13 protein-coding genes are annotated in these 18,635 nt (G+C 65.6%); 4 read left to right on the top strand and 9 right to left on the bottom strand.

Features of this window, described 5'->3' with window-relative positions; genetic code table 11:
- The 4 genes from thrC to kbl form a co-directional block, all read right to left on the bottom strand.
- Positions 1 to 1,476: a threonine synthase gene (gene thrC / locus AC56LN_RS11310; RefSeq protein WP_499571762.1), complete on the bottom strand. Its 1,476-nt coding sequence runs from the start codon at positions 1,474 to 1,476 to the stop codon at positions 1 to 3.
- A gap of 148 nt (positions 1,477 to 1,624) precedes the next feature.
- Positions 1,625 to 3,007, bottom strand: a complete 1,383-nt coding sequence (locus tag AC56LN_RS11305) for an L-serine ammonia-lyase (RefSeq protein WP_499571760.1) — start codon at positions 3,005 to 3,007, stop codon at positions 1,625 to 1,627.
- 36 nt (positions 3,008 to 3,043) lie between these two features.
- Entirely contained in the window at positions 3,044 to 4,006 is a 963-nt protein-coding gene (locus tag AC56LN_RS11300; protein WP_499571758.1) for an NAD-dependent epimerase/dehydratase family protein, read from the bottom strand.
- A 26-nt stretch (positions 4,007 to 4,032) separates the two neighbouring features.
- On the bottom strand, positions 4,033 to 5,238 hold the full coding sequence (kbl, locus tag AC56LN_RS11295) for a glycine C-acetyltransferase (RefSeq protein WP_332532680.1): 1,206 nt from the start codon (positions 5,236 to 5,238) through the stop codon (positions 4,033 to 4,035).
- Between the two features lie 174 nt (positions 5,239 to 5,412).
- Here kbl and AC56LN_RS11290 point away from each other — a divergent pair, with 174 nt between their 5' ends.
- Positions 5,413 to 5,988 (top strand): helix-turn-helix domain-containing protein, encoded by a 576-nt coding sequence (locus tag AC56LN_RS11290; RefSeq protein ID WP_482898654.1) that lies wholly within the window; start codon positions 5,413 to 5,415, stop codon positions 5,986 to 5,988.
- 78 nt (positions 5,989 to 6,066) lie between these two features.
- Here AC56LN_RS11290 and AC56LN_RS11285 read toward each other — a convergent pair whose 3' ends face one another.
- The 4 genes from AC56LN_RS11285 to AC56LN_RS11270 form a co-directional block, all read right to left on the bottom strand.
- On the bottom strand, positions 6,067 to 8,232 hold the full coding sequence (locus tag AC56LN_RS11285; RefSeq protein WP_499572482.1) for a prolyl oligopeptidase family serine peptidase: 2,166 nt from the start codon (positions 8,230 to 8,232) through the stop codon (positions 6,067 to 6,069).
- Positions 8,233 to 8,331: 99 nt separating this feature from the next.
- A complete protein-coding gene (locus tag AC56LN_RS11280) occupies positions 8,332 to 8,979 on the bottom strand; it encodes a tetratricopeptide repeat protein (protein WP_499571756.1) in 648 nt (215 codons plus the stop codon).
- A gap of 138 nt (positions 8,980 to 9,117) precedes the next feature.
- Positions 9,118 to 9,777 carry a 3'-5' exonuclease gene (locus tag AC56LN_RS11275; protein ID WP_499572480.1) on the bottom strand — a complete coding sequence of 220 codons (660 nt, stop codon included), beginning with the start codon at positions 9,775 to 9,777 and terminating at the stop codon, positions 9,118 to 9,120.
- 39 nt (positions 9,778 to 9,816) lie between these two features.
- Positions 9,817 to 11,082, bottom strand: coding sequence for an Hsp70 family protein (locus AC56LN_RS11270; protein ID WP_499571754.1), 1,266 nt, complete (start codon positions 11,080 to 11,082; stop codon positions 9,817 to 9,819).
- A 238-nt stretch (positions 11,083 to 11,320) separates the two neighbouring features.
- On the opposite strand from AC56LN_RS11270, the gene AC56LN_RS11265 reads away from it, so the two are divergent.
- The 3 genes from AC56LN_RS11265 to cphA (AC56LN_RS11255) are packed head-to-tail and all read left to right on the top strand — an operon-like array spanning position 11,321 to position 15,695.
- Positions 11,321 to 12,232 (top strand): isoaspartyl peptidase/L-asparaginase, encoded by a 912-nt coding sequence (locus AC56LN_RS11265; protein WP_499571752.1) that lies wholly within the window; start codon positions 11,321 to 11,323, stop codon positions 12,230 to 12,232.
- Positions 12,229 to 13,110, top strand: a complete 882-nt coding sequence (locus tag AC56LN_RS11260) for a cyanophycinase (protein WP_499571751.1) — start codon at positions 12,229 to 12,231, stop codon at positions 13,108 to 13,110. The genes AC56LN_RS11265 and AC56LN_RS11260 overlap by 4 nt, the downstream gene beginning before the upstream one ends.
- Complete coding sequence (cphA, locus tag AC56LN_RS11255; RefSeq protein WP_499571750.1) at positions 13,107 to 15,695, top strand: cyanophycin synthetase; 2,589 nt, start codon at positions 13,107 to 13,109, stop codon at positions 15,693 to 15,695. The genes AC56LN_RS11260 and cphA (AC56LN_RS11255) overlap by 4 nt, the downstream gene beginning before the upstream one ends.
- A gap of 259 nt (positions 15,696 to 15,954) precedes the next feature.
- Here cphA (AC56LN_RS11255) and cphA (AC56LN_RS11250) read toward each other — a convergent pair whose 3' ends face one another.
- The gene (cphA, locus tag AC56LN_RS11250; RefSeq protein WP_499571749.1) at positions 15,955 to 18,588 is read right to left on the bottom strand and encodes a cyanophycin synthetase; all 2,634 of its coding nucleotides are present in this window, start codon (positions 18,586 to 18,588) and stop codon (positions 15,955 to 15,957) included.
- Positions 18,589 to 18,635 lie beyond the last annotated feature (47 nt).

Here is an 18,635-nt window from a genome sequence, read left to right as displayed (position 1 = left end):
TTACAGGCCCGTGTGGTCGGCGATGTACGCCTTCATCTGGTCCACATCGGCAGGCATCACGACGTAGCGCTGCGGCAGCGCCTCGATGTCGTCGAAACCGGCCGGGCGCGGGGCGTCGGTGCCCAGCGCTTCGAGGATCGCCTCGTTGAACTTGGCGGCCAGCGCTGTTTCCAGCACGATCATCGGCACGCCCGGCTTCATGTGCTCGCGCGCGACCTTGATGCCGTCGGCGGTGTGGGTGTCAATCGTGATGTCGTAGTCGTCGGCCACGTCGCGGATCGTGTCGACGCGGTCGTTGTGCGTCGAACGGCCCGACGCGAAACCGAAGCGGACCACCTGCTTGAATTCGTCGCCATCGCTGCCAGGCGCGCCGGACAGGTCAAAGCCGCCATGCGTGTCGACCTTGCGGAACAGCGCGTGGGTGCGTTCGGCGTCGCGGCCCACCAGGTCATACACGAAGCGCTCGAAATTCGACGCTTTCGAGATGTCCATCGACGGGCTGCTCGTGTGGTACGTCTCGGACGCCTTGCGCACGCGGTACACGCCGGTGCGGAAGAATTCGTCGAGCACGTCGTTTTCGTTGGTGGCGGCCACCAGCTTGTCGATCGGCAGGCCCATCATGCGGGCAATGTGGCCGGCGCAGATATTGCCGAAGTTGCCGGATGGGACGGTGAACGAGACCTTCTGGTCGTTGCTGGTGGTGGCCGCCAGGTAGCCGCGGATGTAGTACACGACCTGCGCCACGACGCGTGCCCAGTTGATCGAATTGACGGTGCCGATCTTCTGGCGCGCCTTGAACGTGAGGTCGTTCGACACCGCCTTGACCAGGTCCTGGCAATCGTCGAAGTTGCCCTTGACGGCGATATTGAAAATGTTCGGGTCTTGCAGGCTGAACATCTGCGCGGTCTGGAATGCGCTCATGCGCTCGTGCGGCGACAGCATGAAGACACGTACGCCCTTCTTGCCACGCATCGCGTATTCGGCCGCGCTGCCGGTGTCGCCCGAGGTGGCGCCAAAGATGTTGAGCGCGTCGTCGTTCTTGGCCAGCGCATACTCGAACAGGTTGCCAAGCAACTGCATCGCCATGTCCTTGAACGCGAGCGTCGGGCCATTCGACAGCCCCTGCAGAATCAGCTTGCCATTGCGGCCGTTTTCCAGCACGCGCAGCGGGGTGATCTCGGTGGCCGACTCGTCGGCGCGGGCATTGCAATAGACGGCGGGCGTGTAGGTGCGCGTGGTGATGGCCTTGAGGTCGGCGTCCGGGATGTCGGTGGCAAACTTGCGCAGGATCTCGTAAGCCAGGTCGGCGTACGACAGCGTGCGCCACGCATCGAGCTCGGCGCTCGTGACCTGCGGGTACTCGGCCGGCAGGTACAGGCCACCATCCGGGGCGAGGCCGCCCAGCAGGATGTCACAGAAATTGTCGGGATTGCGTGCTGCGGACGCGCTCGTCGCGCGGGTGGACACATAGTGCATACGGTTGTAGATCCAGTTGGCTCGGGTGGATCGTCAATTATAGTGGGAGCCAGAGAAATTGTATGCTGTGCTGCAAAAAAGTCATGTCACCCAATAAAATTGGGCGGCCGATGCCCTGGCCGCCCAACAATTGCCGAACCGATGTAAATCAGCAGGCGGCGTGATTGACCGTCACGACGTGGATGGCCAGGCCGCCCAGCGACGTTTCCTTGTACTTGACCTGCATGTCCGCGCCCGTCTGGCGCATCGTCTCGATCACGCTGTCCAGGCTGACGAAGTGCACGCCATCGCCCTTGAGCGCCAGCGACGCCGCCGTGATCGCCTTGATCGCACCCATGCCGTTGCGTTCGATGCACGGGATCTGCACCAGGCCGCCGATCGGGTCGCACGTCATGCCAAGATGGTGTTCGATGCCGATTTCAGCGGCGTTCTCGATCTGCTCGTTGGTGCCGCCCAGCGCTGCGACGAGGCCCGCCGCCGCCATCGCGCAGGCCACGCCGACTTCGCCCTGGCAACCCACTTCGGCGCCCGAGATCGACGCGTTCTTCTTGCACAGCATGCCGATCGCCGCCGACGTGAGCAGGAAGTCGCGCACGCCGCGCTGCGGATCGATCGGCCGGCAGTCTTCGGCGTAGTAGCGCAGCACGGCCGGGATGATGCCGGCGGCGCCATTGGTCGGCGCCGTGACGACACGGCCACCGGCGGCGTTTTCTTCGTTGACGGCCATCGCGTACAGGCTAACCTGCTGCACGGCGTCGTGCGGCAACGCGTTCTGGGGCTGGGTTTCCTGCGCCTGCTTCCACAGGGCGGCCGCGCGGCGGCGCACGTTCAGGCCGCCTGGCAGGCGCCCTTCCGTCTTCAGGCCCTGGCAGATACAGTCGCGCATCACGCGCCACAGGCGGTCCAGGCCGGCATCCAGGTCGGCGTCGCTCATGCGCACGCGCTCGTTCGCGCGCAGCATGTGCGGGATCGTCAGGCCGTGCCTGCGGCCGTGTTCGAGCAATTGCACCATCGTGTCGAACGGGTACGGCACCGGGGTGCCCACCGGTTCTGCCGCGCGCGCCTGCGCTTCGCCGGCCGCGGTGATGAAGCCGCCGCCAACCGAGTAATAGATGCGTTCGATGATGCTGCCGTCCCGCAGTTGCAGCACGAAGCGCATGCCGTTCGGGTGTTCGGGCAGCGTCGAGGCCTTGTGCCAGACCAGGTTCACCTTGGCATCGAACGGCACGGTCTTGATGCCCAGCAGTGCGATCTGTCCATCGAGCGCGGCAGTGTCGAGCTTGTCGTCGACCGACGCTGGATCGAGCTCCTGCGGCGTCTCGCCCATCAGGCCCAGGATCACCGCCTTGTCGGTCGCGTGGCCGACGCCCGTCAGCGCCAGCGAACCGTACAGGTGCGCCTCGACGCCGACCGCCTCGTCCAGCATGCCGCTCTCGAGCAGGAAGCGGCGTGCCGCGACCATCGGGCCCACCGTGTGGGAACTCGACGGGCCGATGCCGATCTTGAACAAATCAAACACGCTCATGTCCATCTTGTGTCTCCTGCTTTTTTATGGTGAGGCGGGGTCTTACGCTGCTGCCTTGATGCCGACATCGATATTGGCCAGCATCGAGTCGACCATTTCATCGATGCCGATGCGGGATTGCCAGCCCCAGTCCGCTGTCGCGCGGCTGTCGTCCAGGCTTTTCGGCCACGAGTCGGCGATCTGCTGGCGGCTGTCCGGCGCGTAGGCGATGGCGAAATCCGGGCGCGCCTTCTGGATGGCAGCCGCCAGTTCGCGCGGGTTGAACGAGACGCCGGCCACGTTGTACGACGAACGGATCACCACCTGTTCGGCGGGCGCTTCCATCAGCTCGATGGTGGCGCGGATCGCGTCGGGCATGTAGATCATCGGCAGCGTGGTCTCGGGGCCGAGGAAGCATTCGTAGGTCTCGCCGCGCAGCGCCGCATGGAAGATGGCGATCGCGTAATCGGTGGTGCCGCCGCCCGGTGGCGACTTGTAGCTGATGATGCCCGGATAGCGGATGCTGCGCACGTCCACGCCATACTTGCTGTGATAGTACTCGCACAGGCGCTCGCCGGCCAGCTTGCTGATGCCGTAGATCGTGGTCGGGTCCATGATCGTGAACTGCGGAGTCTGTTCGCCCGGCGTGTTCGGGCCGAAGGCGGCGATCGACGATGGCCAGAAGACTTTCAAAGGCTTTCCCTCTTCGCCACGCTCACGCGCGATTTCCAGGATGTTGAGCAGGCCGTCCATGTTCAGGCTCCAGGCCTTGAGCGGCGCTTTTTCGCCGGTGGCCGACAGCATCGCGGCCAACTGGTAGACCTGGGTGATGTCTTCGTCGGCGATCAGGCGTGCCAGCGCATCCTGGTCGAGCACATTCAGGCGGGTATAGCGCGCGGCGCCGTACAGGTTGTTCTCGCCGATGTCCGATGCGATGACGTTCTGCGCGCCGTGGCGCTCGGCCAGCGCGCTGACCAGTTCACTGCCGATCTGGCCGTTGGCGCCGATGATGAGGATGCGTTCCATGCTGTGATTCCTTGCGTGTTTATTTATTATTGTTGCTTGATGATGCCCAGCTCGCGGCCGGCTTGTTCAAATGCCTTGAGCACGACGTCGAGCTGTTCGCGGGTGTGCGCGGCCGACAGTTGCACGCGCACGCGCGCCTGGCCCATCGGCACCACCGGATAGAAGAAGCCCGACAGCAGCACGCCCAGTTCGAACATGCGCGCTGCGAATTGTTGCGCGACCGGCGCGTCGAACAGCATCACCGGCACCACCGGGTGCGTGCCCGGCTTGATGGTGAAGCCGATGCGCTCGATCTCGGCGCGGAAGTACGCGGTGTTTTCCATCAGGCGGTCGCGCAGTTCGGTCGATTTCGAGATGCGCTCGAGCACCGCGAGCGAGGCCCCGGCAATCATCGGTGCCAGCGTGTTCGAGAACAGGTACGGGCGCGATTTCTGGCGCAGCGTCTCGATCACTTCCTTCTTGCCCGACGTGAAGCCGCCCATCGCGCCGCCCAGCGCTTTGCCCAGCGTGCCGGTGATGATGTCGATCTTGCCGATCACGCCGCAGTGTTCGTGCGTGCCGCGGCCGGTCGCGCCCATGAAGCCCGATGCGTGGCACTCGTCGATCATGGTCAGCGCGCCGTATTGCTCGGCGAGTGCGACGATCTTGTCCAGCTGGGCGATCGTGCCGTCCATCGAGAACACGCCGTCCGTGACGATGATCTTGTGGCGCTTGCCCGCTTCGGTGGCGGCGATCAGCTGCTTCTCGAGGTCGGCCATGTCGTTGTTGGCGTAGCGGTAGCGCGCCGCCTTGCACAGGCGCACGCCGTCGATGATCGACGCGTGATTCAGCGCGTCCGAGATGATCGCGTCGTTCTCGTCGAACAGCGGCTCGAACACGCCGCCATTGGCGTCGAACGCGGCGGCGTACAGGATCGTGTCTTCGGTGCCCAAAAATGTCGACAGCGCCGCTTCCAGTTCCTTGTGCACGGTCTGGGTGCCGCAGATGAAGCGCACCGATGACAGGCCATAGCCGTACTTTTCAAGCGCGGCGGCGGCGGCTTGCTGGGTTTCCGGGTCGCCCGCCAGGCCCAGGTAGTTGTTGGCGCACATATTGATCAAGGTGCGGCCATCCTGCGCGACCACTTCGGCGCCCTGGCGCGAGGCCAGCACGCGCTCCGGCTTGAACAGGCCATCGCTACGCAGGGTATCGAGTTTTTGCTGCAGGCCGCTGTAGAAAGTTTGGTCGCTCATGGTGTTTTTCCTGTTCCGTGGATGGTCCGGCTTGACCGGCAGTTGGCGGATGCTGTACCGTTGGTTTGTTCGATGTAGAAGACTAATCCTGTATATCGAACATAAATTCAATATAGTGGATATTACCCGCGCCCAATCGACTTGGCAAGCAGGTCCTCATAACCTTATGCGGCAATGAATACAATTTCAACCAACAACGCGCCACCCGAAGTCGGCGCCACACTGCAACGCCTGCGCCTGGCCCGAGGACTGACGCTCGAAGACCTGTCGCGCATTGCCGGCGTATCGAAATCGATGCTGTCGCAGATCGAACGCGAAAAAGCCAACCCCACCATCGCCATCACCTGGCGCCTGGCCAATGCGCTGGGTGTGCAGATTGGCGAACTGCTGTCATCCGAAGTGCGCCCGACGGAACTCATCCGGCTGGTGGACGCGCATGAAATCCCCACCCTGCCCGGCGCGCACGCCGGCTATTCGCTGCGCATCCTCGGTCCGATGGACCTGGCAGGCAAGTATGAATGGTATGAGCTGACGCTGGCGCCCGGTGGTGAACTGGCGTCGCAGGCACATGATCCCGGCACAGGCGAACACCTGACGGTGATCACGGGGACCGTGGAACTGGAAGTGGGACCAGAAAAGAAAAAAGTGCGCCACGGCGCGACGGCGCGCTACCCGGCCGACCAGAACCACGTGATCCGCAATACGGGCAAGACCGAGGCCAAGGCGGTGCTGGTGGTCGTGCACCGGTAACAGAGGCGCCAGGCGACAGACACACAAAACGACATGGCCGCCGGATCGCTCCGGCGGCCATGTTTGCATTTGCCGGTATTACTTGGCGCCGGCAGCCGTTACGGCGGCGTCATTCATGTGCAGCTCGCGCGACAGGAAGCCCCAGCGATCGGCCACTTCCTCGATCTGCTTGCTGGTCGGCTTGCCCGCACCGTGACCGGCCTTGGTGTCAATGCGGATCAGGATCGGCGCGCTGCCGGCCTGCGCCGCCTGGGCGGCGGCGGCGTACTTGAAGCTGTGCGCCGGGACCACGCGGTCATCGTGGTCGGCCGTCGTCACCATCGTGGCCGGGTAGCAGGTGCCGGCTTTCAGGTTGTGCAGCGGCGAATACTTGACCAGTGCCTTGAATTCGTCCGGGTTCTCGGACGAACCGTAATCCGACGTCCACGCCCAGCCGATCGTGAACTTGTGGAAGCGCAGCATGTCCATCACGCCAACCGACGGAATCGCGGCCGCGAACAGGTCCGGGCGCTGCGTGGTGGCCGCGCCGACCAGCAGGCCGCCGTTGCTGCCACCGCCAATGGCCAGCTTTTGCGGCGACGTGACCTTGTTCTTGACCAGCCACTCGGCCGCGCCGATGAAGTCGTCGAACACGTTCTGCTTCTGCAGCTTGGTGCCGGCCTGGTGCCAGGCTTCGCCGTATTCGCCGCCGCCGCGCAGATTGGCCACGACATACACGCCGCCCATTTCCATCCAGGCCAGGTTGGCCGGCGAGAAGCCCGGCGTCAGCGAGATATTGAAGCCGCCATAGCCGTACAGGTAGGTCGGGTTCTGGCCATCCATCTTCAGGCCCTTCTTCGACACGATGAACATCGGGACCTTGGTGCCGTCGCGGCTCGTGTAGAACTGCTGGCGCGTTTCATAGTCCGCCGGGTTGAACGCGACCTTCGGCTGGCGGAACACCGTGCTCTGGCCCGTCGTCATGTTCAGGCGGTAGATCGTGGTCGGGCTGGTGAAGCTCGTGAACGAGTAGAAGGTCTCGGTGTCGCCACGCTTGCCCGACAGGCCGGCAACGGTGCCGATGCCCGGCAGTGCGATCTCGCGCACCGGCTTGCCGTCGAGCGAAACGACGCGCACGACGCTGCGGGCATCCTTCAGGTACTCGAGCACCAGCTGGTTGTTGACGATGTCGGCGCCGGTCAGCGTGTCGGCACTTTCGGCGACGATCTCTTTCCAGTTCGATTCTGCAGGCTTGCTGACATCGATCGCGATCACGCGCTTCTTGGGCGCCTTGCGGTCGGTGCTGAAGTAGAACACGCTGCCGACGTTATCGATGAAGTCGTAGCCGGCGTCGAAGTTGTCGATCAGGTCGACCACTTTCGCGTCCGGCTTCGACAGGTCCTTGTACGACACGCGGTACTTCGGCGCGGTGCCCTTGGTCGTCGTGATGATCAGGTAGCGGCCGTCGTCCGTCGTCTGGCCGCCGAAGCCCCATTCCTTCTGGTCCGCACGGTCGTAGACCAGCGTGTCGGCGCTTTGCGGCGTGCCGATGCGGTGGTAGTACAGCTTCTGGAAGTAGTTCACGTCGGCCAGCTTGGTCGCTTCCTTCGGCTCGTCGTAGCGGCTGTAGAAAAAGCCCTTGCCATCCTTCGTCCACGCGGTGCTCGAGAACTTGACCCACTTGATGTGATCCGGCAGGTCCTTGCCGGTCTCGATGTCGCGCAGCTTGATCTCGTTCCAGTCCGAACCGGACGCAGCGATGCTGTAGGCCAGCAGTTTGCCGTCGGGGCTCACTTCAGTGCCGGCCAGGGCGACCGTGCCGTCGGCAGCCAGCGTGTTCGGGTCGAGCAGCAGGCGCGGCTCGTCATTCAGTTTCTTCAGCGTGTACAGGACCGCCTGGTTCTGCAACCCGTCGTTGCGCGTGTAGAAGTAGCGGCCGCCCTCCTTGCCCGGCACGCTGTAACGCTCGTAGTTCCACAGCTGCGTCAGGCGCTGGCGGATCGCTTCGCGTTGCGGGATCTGGGCCAGGTAGGCCTGGGTCACCTTGTTCTGGGCATCGACCCACACCTTCGTCTCGGCGCTGTTGGCGTCTTCGAGCCAGCGGTACGGATCGGCGACCACGGTCCCGTGGTAGTTGTCCGTCTGGTCGACTTTCTTCGTTACCGGATAGGTGGGCGCAGTGCCCTTGGTGGAACAGCTTTGTGCGAGCACCGGATTGGCGCTGAAGGTCGTGGCCAACACGGCGGCAAGCGTGGCAAGTTTCATGTGCATGTTGTTCTCGGTCTGTGAATGATGAGGTGGGCTTGTGGCCGCAGGGCATCATAGCGCGAAACGACAACAGTGCAAACCGCCCGCCGGCGGTGCCTACAGCAGGCCGAGCGCCCGCTGCGCGACCGGGTTGCCGGCCCCGGCCGCATGGCGGAACCAGTACAGCGCCTGCGCGCTGCTGGCCGCCACGCCCAGGCCGCGCGCGTACATGTGCGCCAGCTGGACCTGCGCGGCCACGTGCCCCTGCAAGGCGGCCTTGCGATACCACGCCATCGCCAGCGGATGGCTGACGGTGACGCCCAGCCCATACAGGTAGCCATGCGCCAGTTGCGCCTGGGCACGCGCCATGCCCTGCTCGGCGGCCCGGTAGAACCAGGTCAGCGCCGCCATGTGCGACAGCGCCACGCCGCGGCCCTTGCGGTACAGCAGCCCCAGATTGAATTGCGCCGCGCGATCGCCCTGCTGCGCTGCCCGCAGGAACCAGCGCGCCGCGAGGACGTGATCGGGATGGACGCCGCGACCGCTGTAGTACAGGGCGCCGAGGTGGTTCTGGGCATATGCCAGGCCGCTGGCCGCCGCGCGTGCCAGCCAGGCGGCCGCCTGCACGTCGTCGCGTTCGACGCCGTGGCCGCGCAGGTAGAGCTGGGCCAGGTTGAACTGGGCATACGCGTTGCCGCGCCAGGCGGCGCGGCGGTACCAGGTGAACGTCGCGGCACCGGCGCGGGCGGCATGGTCGGAGTTCATCCAGATCCTTTCGGCAAGTCGTGCGAACGGCTGCAGGCGCAGCCGGTTCCATTGCCAAAAGTTTAAGTAGATCGGGGATGTGCGGTTTGCGAGCGCACAATCAGGGCGTCAGGCGCGATCAGCCGCAATCAGGAACCATCAGCTGCCATTGAGCGCAGCGGCCATCTGGCGTTCGCGCACGGTGGCGGCGTATTTTTCGAGAAAGACGGGAATCTTGGCGGCAGCGACCTTGTTGATCGAAACCAGCAGGCTCGGCTCGACGCGATCGATGCCGCAGGTGCGGCCGAGATGGCGCGCCGCATGCAGCAGTACGTCGGCGGCGACCTGGGCATCGGCCTCGGCCCGGTGGGCGGTGCCGGCAAACGGAATGCCCAGCTGGCTCGACAGCTGGCCCAGCTTGTAGCTGACCAGGCCGGGGAACAGGCGCCGCGACAGTTTCAGCGAGCAGACCAGACCCATGTGCTGCGTGGTGCGGCCCAGGCGCGCGCCCTCGGCCTTCAGGAACTTTTCGTCGAAACTCGCATTGTGCGCCGACAGGACGTCGCCGCCGATGAAATCGATCAGCTCGGGCACGACCTGGTGCGCTGGTGGTGCGCTGTCGACCATCTGCTGGGTGATGCCCGTCAGGGCCGTGATGAACGACGGCACGCGCACGCCGCAATTGACGAGCGAGACATAACGCTCGGTCACTTCGCCGCCGACGATGCGCAGTGCCGCCACTTCCGTGATGCGGTCGCCCATGTCGGGCGACAGGCCGGTGGTCTCGAAGTCGAGCATCACCAGCGGTCGGTCGTACATACTCATCCTTGCTCCTTTGTGTGCTGTTCCAGCTGAGCGTCAGCCAAACTTGCGCAGCGCGTCGAGCGCCAGGCCGGTGCCGATACTGCCGAACAGGTCGCCCTCGACGCGGCGCGCATCCGGCACCATCGCACCAATCCGCGCGCGCAGCAAGCCCACGCCGCTCGAACCGCCGGTGAAAAAGACCGTATCGACGTCGCCAGGGCGCACGCCGGCATCGACGAACAGCTTGCCGACCGTCGTGGCCACCTGCTCGACCAGCTGCGCGATCGCCGCTTCGAACTGCGCGCGCGCGATGTCCAGCGACTCGGGCGGCGACAGGCGATCGAGCTGCAGCTTGACCATGTCGGCGTCGGACAGCGCAATCTTGGCACCCTCGACCTGCATCGCCAGCCAGTGGCCGGCGCGGTCTTCGATCAGGTTCTGCAGGCGTGCGATGCGGGCCGGCTCGGCCGCGTCGCGCGCCAGATCGTTCAGCTGCGTGACGCTCTTGCGGGTGTAGGCCTGGTTGATCGTGTGCCAGGTGGCCAGGTTGAAATAGTAGCTCGACGGGATTTCGGCGCCCGAACGCAGCTTGCTGCCGTAGCCAAGCAGCGGCATCACGCTCGCCAGGCTCAGGTATTTGTCGAAATCGGTACCGCCGATGTGCACACCGCCATTGGCCAGGATGTCGTCGCGGCGGTCGGGCCGGCCCGCGCGCTCGGGGCCGAGGCGCACCAGCGAAAAGTCGGACGTGCCGCCGCCGATGTCGGCGATCAGGACCAGTTCTTCGCGGTCGATGCGCGATTCGTAATCGAAGGCGGCGGCGATCGGCTCGTACTGGAAGCCGATGTCGCGGAAGCCGACCGAGCGCGCGACATCGAGCAGCGTATCCTCGGCCAGCTGGTCGGCCCTGGCGTCGTCATCGATGAAGAACACGGGGCGACCGAACACGGCGCTGTGAAATGGCTGGCCGGCCTGGTCTTCGGCGCGGCGCTTCACCTCGCCAATGAACTGGGCCAGCAGCGAACGGAATGACACCGAGCGGCCCGCGACCTCGGTCTGGCCGTCGATCAGGCTCGTGCCCAGCAGGCTTTTCAGCGAGCGCATCAGGCGACCTTCATAGCCTTCGAGATATTCGGCAAGCGCGGCGCGGCCATAGCTGACGCGCTCGTCGTCGGCGTTGAAGAACACCACCGATGGCAGCGTGGGCTTGCCGTCCTCGAGCGTCAACAGCGCCGTTGGGGCGGATTGCATCATGCCGGGCCGATACCAGCCGACCGTGGAATTTGACGTGCCGAAGTCAACGCCGCAAGCGAGCACCATAGGAACCTTTATCTTGAAGGGGCGGTATGGTAACAGATTCCGTGCGGTATCGCTTTGCGCGATTCCGGCTGTGGCAGACAGGCGACGCCTCCCTGTAAGCAAGCTCTTACAGGGAGGCGGCGAGCGTACCGATACGGCGCCATGCGTGAACACCGGATAATCTGCTCATCAATGCGCCGCGGGCGCTGTCAGTGCTGCAAACTGGCGATTACAACAATAAAGACGAAAGATTGACCGCATGAGCATTACCCCCCAAGCTGGCGCCGTCGTTGTTCACGGCGGCGCCGGCACGTCGCGCGACCATGAAGATGGCTGCGTGCTCGCAGCGCGCCGCGCCCTGGCGCAACTTGAAATCAACGGCGACGCCCTCGATGCCGCCATCGGCGCCGTGACCATGATGGAAGACGATGGTCGCTTCAACGCCGGCAGTGGCTCGGTGCTGGGCCTGGATGGCGCCACCGTCGAAATGGATGCGGCGATCATGGACACGCGCGGTCGCCTGGGCGCCGTCGCCTGCGTGCAGGCGGTGCAGAACCCGGTGCACCTGGCGCGCGCCGTGGCCGACACGCCGCACTGGCTGCTGGTCGGCGAAGGCGCCGGCCGCTTTGCACGCACGATCGGCATGCCGGATGCTTCCCCGGTATCTGAGCGCCAGCGCACGGCGCACCGCAGGCTGCTCGCGCAACTGGCGGGTTCGATGCCGGTGATGCCGGGCCTGGATCGCAGCCTGATCGAGCACTACTGGAACTACAATACGCCCATGCGACTGCCCGAAGGCGTGGCCTGCGACACCGTTGGCGCAGTCGTGCGCGGCGCCGACGGGCATTTTGCGGTGGCCTGTTCGAGCGGTGGCTCGGCGCCGGCCTTGCTGGGCCGCGTCGGCGACGCACCTATCATCGGCAGCGGTTTCTTTGCCGGGCCGGAAGGCGCGGTCGCTGCCACCGGGATCGGTGAGCAGATCGTGCGCCACCTGCTGGCGCGCACCGTGTACGGCTGGATTGCCGACGGCATCCCGCTGACGGACGCGCTACAGCGCGGCGTCGCCCTGTTCACACCGGACATCAAGGTCGGCCTGATTGCGGTCAGCCGCACGGACGCCGGCGCTTTCAGCAACAGTGATATGCCCACCTCGAAAATGGTACAACGATGAACCCAACTCTGAACGTACCGCGCAACGGCCACCTCGTCATCATTGGCGGCCACGAAGACCGCCAGCACGACATGCAGATCCTGTCGCGTTTTGTCGAACTGGCCGGCGGCATCGACGCCCGCATCGTCGTGATCACGGCCGCCAGCCAGATCGCCGATACGATGTGGCAGATCTACGATGAGGCATTCGGCGCGCTTGGCGTGACGCAGCGCAGCCACCTCGAGATCACGAGCCGCGACGACGCCAACGACGAGAATTTCGTACGCCAGGTTGCCGAAGCCGATGGCATCTTCATGACGGGCGGCGACCAGAAACGCCTGCTCGCGCTGATCGGCGGCACGGCGCTGGACGCCGAAATGCACGCGGCCCTCAAAGTGCGTGGCGCGACCATTGGCGGCACCAGCGCCGGTGCATCGGCAATGTCGGGTCACATGCTCGCGCAGGGCCGCACCGACCTGCTGCCTGAAAAAGGCTCCGTCAGCCTGGGCGCGGGTCTGGGCTTTCTGCACCGCGTCGTCGTCGACCAGCATTTCTCGGAGCGCCAGCGTTTGTCGCGCCTGTTGTCGATCGTCGCGCAGAACCCGTACCTGCAAGGCATCGGCATCGATGAAGACACGGCGCTCGTGATCGAGCGCGGCGTGGGCATCGAGGTACTGGGTGAAGGTGCGGTGACCGTCGTCGATGGCCGCTCGATGAGCAGCAACGTCGCCGAGATCAAGGACCGGGCCATCCCGGAACTGATCGACGTGCGCCTGCACCTGTTGCCCGCCGGTGCCAAGTATTCGCTGCCGATTGGCGACGAACAGGTGGGCAGGCGCATTCCCGCTTCGCTGCTGGACTTCCTGCAGATCGTCACGAAGCGCACGCCCCTCTCATGAAAATCATCGAAAAACGCTTGCTGCGGGGTCCGAACCTGTATGCCGGGACGCCGTGCCTGATGGCGGTGGTCGACAATCTGGCGACGAAGGGACGCGGCTTCGGCGCGCGCTTGCTGGCATTGATGCCGGCGCTGCCTGCGGCTGCGGCCGTGCGCTTGTCGGACGATGCCCTGCCCGTTGATGCGCTCGAACCCGTGATCATGGAACTTCAGCGTCTGGCGGGCGTGCCCGGTGAGTACAGTGCCACGCTGGCGGTGCTCGGCCGTGAACAACGCCGGCGCATCGTGTGCGGCTATGGCGTCGAGCAGGTGGCGAGTGAAGCGCTGCGCACCGGCGTCAAGCTGCTGACCGCGCTGACGCGGGATGAGCCGTTCGACCTCGATGCCGCTGTCGCGGCGCTGCAGGAGATCGCTTCGGCGCATGCGATCGGCACCAGTACCGGCGCCGTGCTCGATGCGGCGCACCGGCGCGGCATTCCATCGCGCCGTCTGACGGATGATGCCAACCTGTTCCAGCTGGGCTGGGGCAGTCGCCAGAAGCGCCTGCAGGCGACCATCACCGGCGCCACCAATTCGATCGCGGTGAGCATCGCCAGCGACAAGCACCTGACCAAGACCCTGCTCGCCCAGGCCGGTGTACCGGTCCCGCGTGGCGAGGTCGTGACCACGAGCGCGGCGGCCCAGCGCGTCGCGCGGCGCCTGGGCTGCGCGGTGGTGGTCAAGCCGCTGGACGCGAACCAGGGCAAGGGCGTGACGGTCAATTGCGCGACGCCGGACAGCGTCGAGCGGGCGTTCGAGCACGCGCGCCGCCACGGTCGCCGCGTGATCGTCGAGCAGTATCTGCGAGGACGCGACTACCGCGTGCTGGTCACGGGTGGCCGGATCGCTGCCGCGTCGTGGCGGCGCCCGCCCGGCGTGACGGGGGATGGCCATTCAACGATTCGTACGCTGGTGGAGCTCGAGAACCGCAATCCGGCGCGCGGCGACGGGCACACGAACATCCTGACCAGGATTCCCCTCGACGCACTGGCGATCGAGACGCTCGCCAGCCAGGGCTACGAGCTCGATACGGTGCTCACGTCCGGCATCGGCGCCGACTTGCGCGGCAACGCGAACCTGTCCACCGGCGGCACCGCCGAAGACGTGACCGACCTGCTGCCGGAAGAAACGCGCGACATCTGCCTGCGCGCCGCGCGCACCATCGGCCTGGACATCGCCGGCATCGACATCATCTGCGACGACATCGCCCTGCCCCTGCATGACCAGCGCGGCGGCGTCATCGAAGTCAATGCCGCACCGGGGATCCGCATGCACCAGTACCCGAGCCGCGGCGCGCCGCGCGATGCAGGTGACGCCATCGCCCGTGCCCTGTTCGGCGCGGACGATGGCCGGATTCCCGTGGTCGCCGTGACGGGCACCAACGGCAAGACCACCACCAGCCTGCTGATCGAGCATGCGGTGCGGCTGGCCGGCCTGCGCACCGGTGTCACGACGACAAGCGGCGTGTATCTTGACGGCCAACTGGCGTATGAAGGCGACTGCACCGGCTACCATTCGGCGCGCAGCGTCCTGGGGTCGCCCGAGGTCGACTTCGCGGTGCTGGAAACGGCGCGCGGCGGCATTCTCAAGCGCGGCCTGGCGTACGACCGCTGCGACGTGGCGGTGGTGCTGAATGTCTCGGCCGATCATCTGGGGCTGGATGGCATCGACACGATCGACGACCTGGCCAGGGTCAAGGCGGTCGTGGCAGCCAGGGCGACGCGCGCGGTGGTGCTCAACGCCGAAGACGCCCATTGCGTAAAGATGGCGGCCACGCTGGCAGAAGGCGTCGAGGTCATCTACTTTGCACTGGATGCCGAAGACCCGGTCCTGGTGCCGCACATCGAACACGGTGGCCGCGCCGTGTACCTGCAGGATTCGACGATCGTACTGGCGGGCGGCATGCGTCACGAGGCCTTGCTCGACGTGCGGACGATGCCCGTGTCGCTGGGCGGCCGTGCGCGCTACAACATCGCCAACGCGATGGCCGCAGCCGCCGCGCTGATGGCCAGCGGCTTCAGCAACCGCGACATCGCCGCCGGCTTGCGCGGGTTCGTCTCCGACAGCAAGCACAATCCGCTGCGCTCGAACCTGTTCGACGTCGATGGCGTGACGGTGGTCGTCGACTACGCCCACAACTGCGCTGCGTACGCGGCGCTGGCCGAGATGGCGCGCGCGATGACCGCTGGCCGCCTGGTCGGCGTGGTCGCCGCACCAGGAGATCGCCGCGACGCCGACCTGATCGACATCGGCATGACCTGCGCCGCCGGCTTCGACGAGCTGGTCGTCTATGACAGCGAAGCCCGCGGCCGCGCCGAGGGAGAGGCCGCACGCCTCATCGCGCGCGGTGCACAGCTGGCGAAGATCGCGCCCGAACACCTGCAGATCGAGCACGACGTCCACCGCGCGATCCGACTGGGCCTGGCACGCTGCGCCCCCGGCGACGTGCTGGTCTTCGGCTGCGGCTCATCCATCTCAGAACTGACCGAAGCCCTCCGCCCCACCCGCCCGGACCTGGCCAACAAGATCGAAGCCGCCGCAATCTAAGGGCATAAAAAAAACGGCCCCACACGGGCCGTTTTTCATGAATCCTGGGCTTACCAGAATCAATTGCAAAACAATTCGACACTGACCCCAATTAATTATTGCCTTACCACCCAACCTGAAGAAACTGAACAATTAGGGTCAGTGTCGAATTCTTTGACAACTTTTTTCCGATAAGCAATCCGGCATGGCTGAGACTGCTTACACGGTGAGTAATTGCTCAATAATTCTACTCTGACCCTAATTGTTCGTGATCTTTGGCCTATGCCGTTTGGGCGGCGATCAGGGCGGCGCTTTCGGGGTCGGTGACGCGGATGGCGTCGACGAACACTTGCAGGGATGAACCGCAGGCGAAGATCAGGACGTCGCCCGGCTTGCACAGGCTCAGGCCCAAACGGATTGCGTTCCCGACGTCCAGCTCGCGATGCAGCGTGTCGCTGATGCCCACGACTTCTTCGGCGCCGGTCAGGATCAGGTCGACCGTTTCGCCCGGTACGCGGCCACGGCTTTGCGATTCGTAGACGACCAGCTCGTCGAACCGCTCGCCGCAGACGCGGCCGATCTGTTCCAGGTCGGTGTCGCGGCGGTCGCCGGGCGCCGTCACGATGCCGATCAATTGACCCGGCAACATGCCGCGTGCCATGTCGGCCATGGCGGCGTAGGCAGCAGGGTTGTGGGCGTAGTCGACGATCACCGTCACGCCGCGCACATCGAACATATTTGTGCGCAGCGGGTTCGTGCGGCCATTCGAGACAAACGTCGACAGGCCGGCGGCGATCTGCAAGTGATTGAAGTTGGCGGCCATCAGGCCGGCAGCTGCGGCGAGCGCATTGGCGATGTTGAAGCGCGCCAGGCCGCCGAACGAGACCGGCATGCTTTCTACCCGCAGCACCGCTTGCTGGCTGTGGCCATCGGCCAGCACCACCGCGCCATCCTGCAGATACGCACCGCGTCCGCCATCTTCCAGGTGCTTGAGCATCACCGGGCTTTCCGGATCCATCGAGAAGAACAGCACTTCGGCGCCCGGCTTGATGCGGCGTGCCATCTGCACGCACAGCGCGTCTTCGGCATTGAGCACCACCGCCTTCGAGGCCGATTGCGCCACCACCGCCTTGACTTGCGCCAGGTCCTCGATCGTGTCGACACCATCCAGGCCGAGATGGTCCGCCGCGATGTTCAGCACGATCGCGACGTCGCAGCGATCGAATGCGAGGCCACGTTTCAGGATGCCGCCCCGGGCCGTCTCCAGCACCGCGACCTCGACTTCCGGCGCACCCAGCACCGTGCGCGCCGACCAGTAGCCGGTACAGTCGCCCTTGACGACCTGCTTGCCGTCGATGAACACGCCTTCGGTCGTCGTCACGCCCGTGACCTTGCCCGCCATGCGCGCCGCGTGCGCGACCAGCAGGGTCGTCGTGGTCTTGCCATTGGTGCCGGTCAGCGCGATAACGGGAATGCGCCCGTCGGTATTGCCCATCAAGCCTTCAACGATGGCGTCGCCGGCGTCACGCGGCTCGCCCGCGCTCGGGTACTGGTGCATGCGGATACCGGGAGCGGCATTGACTTCGATGACCGCGCCCCGCTGCGCCGCGAGCGGCTGCGCAATGTCCTGGCACACGATGTCGATGCCGGCCACGTCCAGACCGATCTTGGCGGCGGCGCGCACGCACAACAGGCGCGTCGATTCCGGCAGTTGATCGGTCACGTCTTCGGCGGTGCCACCGGTCGACAGGTTCGCATTGCCGCGCAGTTCGGCCGTGACGCCCACCGGCAGCACGCTGTCCACATCGAAGCCCTGGCGCGCCAGCATGTCGTTCGCGTGCTCGTCGAGCGTGATGCGGGTCAGGATGGTCGCGTGGCCGGCGCCGCGCGCCGGGTTCGCGTTTTCGATCTTCACCAGTTCGCGCACCGTCAGGATGCCGTCGCCGATGACGTGCGCCGGGCGGCGGCACGATGCCGCGGCCACACGGCCGCAGGCCACGAGCACGCGGTAGTCGCGTCCCTCGACATGGCGTTCGACGATCACGCGCCGGCCGAAGCCGCGCGCGAATTCGAATGCCAGCGCCACATCCTCGGGCGTCGCGCAGGCCACCGTGACGCCCTTGCCCTGGTTGCCGTCCAGCGGCTTGAGCGTGACCGGCACCGCCAGGCGCCGCGCCACGCGCTGCGCCGCTTCGACGGTGGTGACCACGTCGCCCTCGGGCACCGGCACGCCGGCTTCCTTCAGCAACGCTTTGGTCAACTGCTTGTCACTGGCAATCTTGACCGCGATGAAGCTGGTCTCGCCCGTCGTTGTCGCCTGCAGGCGCTTTTGCCGCACGCCCCAGCCGAGCAGGAACAGGTTCGCTTCTTCGGTGATGCGCTGGGTCGGGATGCCACGCTCGTGCGCCGCCGCCAGCACCGCTGCCGTGCTGGTGCCGATCGCGTAGCGTCCGGCGATGCCGCGCAGTTCCTCCAGGCGCGGCTCGAGCGCGAATGCTTCGCCGCGCGCCAGCGCCGTGACCAGATCGACCGCCAGGTCGAACGCCGGCTCGGCCAGCTTTTCGCAGGTGTATGCGACGACCACGCGGAACTGACCCGGATGCCCGTTCACCGGCCGCGTGCGGCCAAAGGTGGCAGGCGCGCCCGCCAGCACCTGCAGTTCGAGTGCGACGGTCTCGACGACGCGCCCCAGATAGGTGCCGGCTGCCAGACGCTGGGCAAAGCCGCCCGGGGCGCCGTCGGCGAGCAGCGCGCCGCCGAGTGCGGGCAGCAGCGCGAGCAGCGTCTCGTTGAAGCCGGGGATATCGCGGGTCGAGATGCCGTACAGGTCTTCCAGGTCGATGACGGACAGCAGGCAGGGCGAGTCGGCGTGGACGTTCGGTCCGCGCAGGAAGCGTTGTTCCAGGATTTGCACGTTGGTGTTCCCTTGTTATGGTGTTGATGAAGCGACGGCCGGCACAC

The organism is Telluria sp. ZT3P26 (assembly GCF_059686035.1).
Note: the sequence above shows the minus strand (reverse complement) of the source record. Positions and strands in the feature narration are given on the sequence as shown.

Excerpts from the sequence above, each read along its gene's own strand:
- cphA (WP_499571750.1), top strand. The coding sequence starts at position 13,107 with ATGAAAATCATCGAAAAACGCTTGCTGCGGGGTCCGAACCTGTATGCC.
- AC56LN_RS11290 (WP_482898654.1), top strand. The coding sequence starts at position 5,413 with ATGAATACAATTTCAACCAACAACGCGCCACCCGAAGTCGGCGCCACA.
- kbl (WP_332532680.1), bottom strand. The coding sequence starts at position 5,238 with ATGAGCGACCAAACTTTCTACAGCGGCCTGCAGCAAAAACTCGATACC.
- AC56LN_RS11275 (WP_499572480.1), bottom strand. The coding sequence starts at position 9,777 with ATGTACGACCGACCGCTGGTGATGCTCGACTTCGAGACCACCGGCCTG.
- AC56LN_RS11260 (WP_499571751.1), top strand. The coding sequence starts at position 12,229 with ATGAACCCAACTCTGAACGTACCGCGCAACGGCCACCTCGTCATCATT.
- AC56LN_RS11265 (WP_499571752.1), top strand. The coding sequence starts at position 11,321 with ATGAGCATTACCCCCCAAGCTGGCGCCGTCGTTGTTCACGGCGGCGCC.
- AC56LN_RS11270 (WP_499571754.1), bottom strand. The coding sequence starts at position 11,082 with ATGGTGCTCGCTTGCGGCGTTGACTTCGGCACGTCAAATTCCACGGTC.
- thrC (WP_499571762.1), bottom strand. The coding sequence starts at position 1,476 with ATGCACTATGTGTCCACCCGCGCGACGAGCGCGTCCGCAGCACGCAAT.
- AC56LN_RS11300 (WP_499571758.1), bottom strand. The coding sequence starts at position 4,006 with ATGGAACGCATCCTCATCATCGGCGCCAACGGCCAGATCGGCAGTGAA.
- AC56LN_RS11305 (WP_499571760.1), bottom strand. The coding sequence starts at position 3,007 with ATGGACATGAGCGTGTTTGATTTGTTCAAGATCGGCATCGGCCCGTCG.
- AC56LN_RS11285 (WP_499572482.1), bottom strand. The coding sequence starts at position 8,232 with ATGAAACTTGCCACGCTTGCCGCCGTGTTGGCCACGACCTTCAGCGCC.
- AC56LN_RS11280 (WP_499571756.1), bottom strand. The coding sequence starts at position 8,979 with ATGAACTCCGACCATGCCGCCCGCGCCGGTGCCGCGACGTTCACCTGG.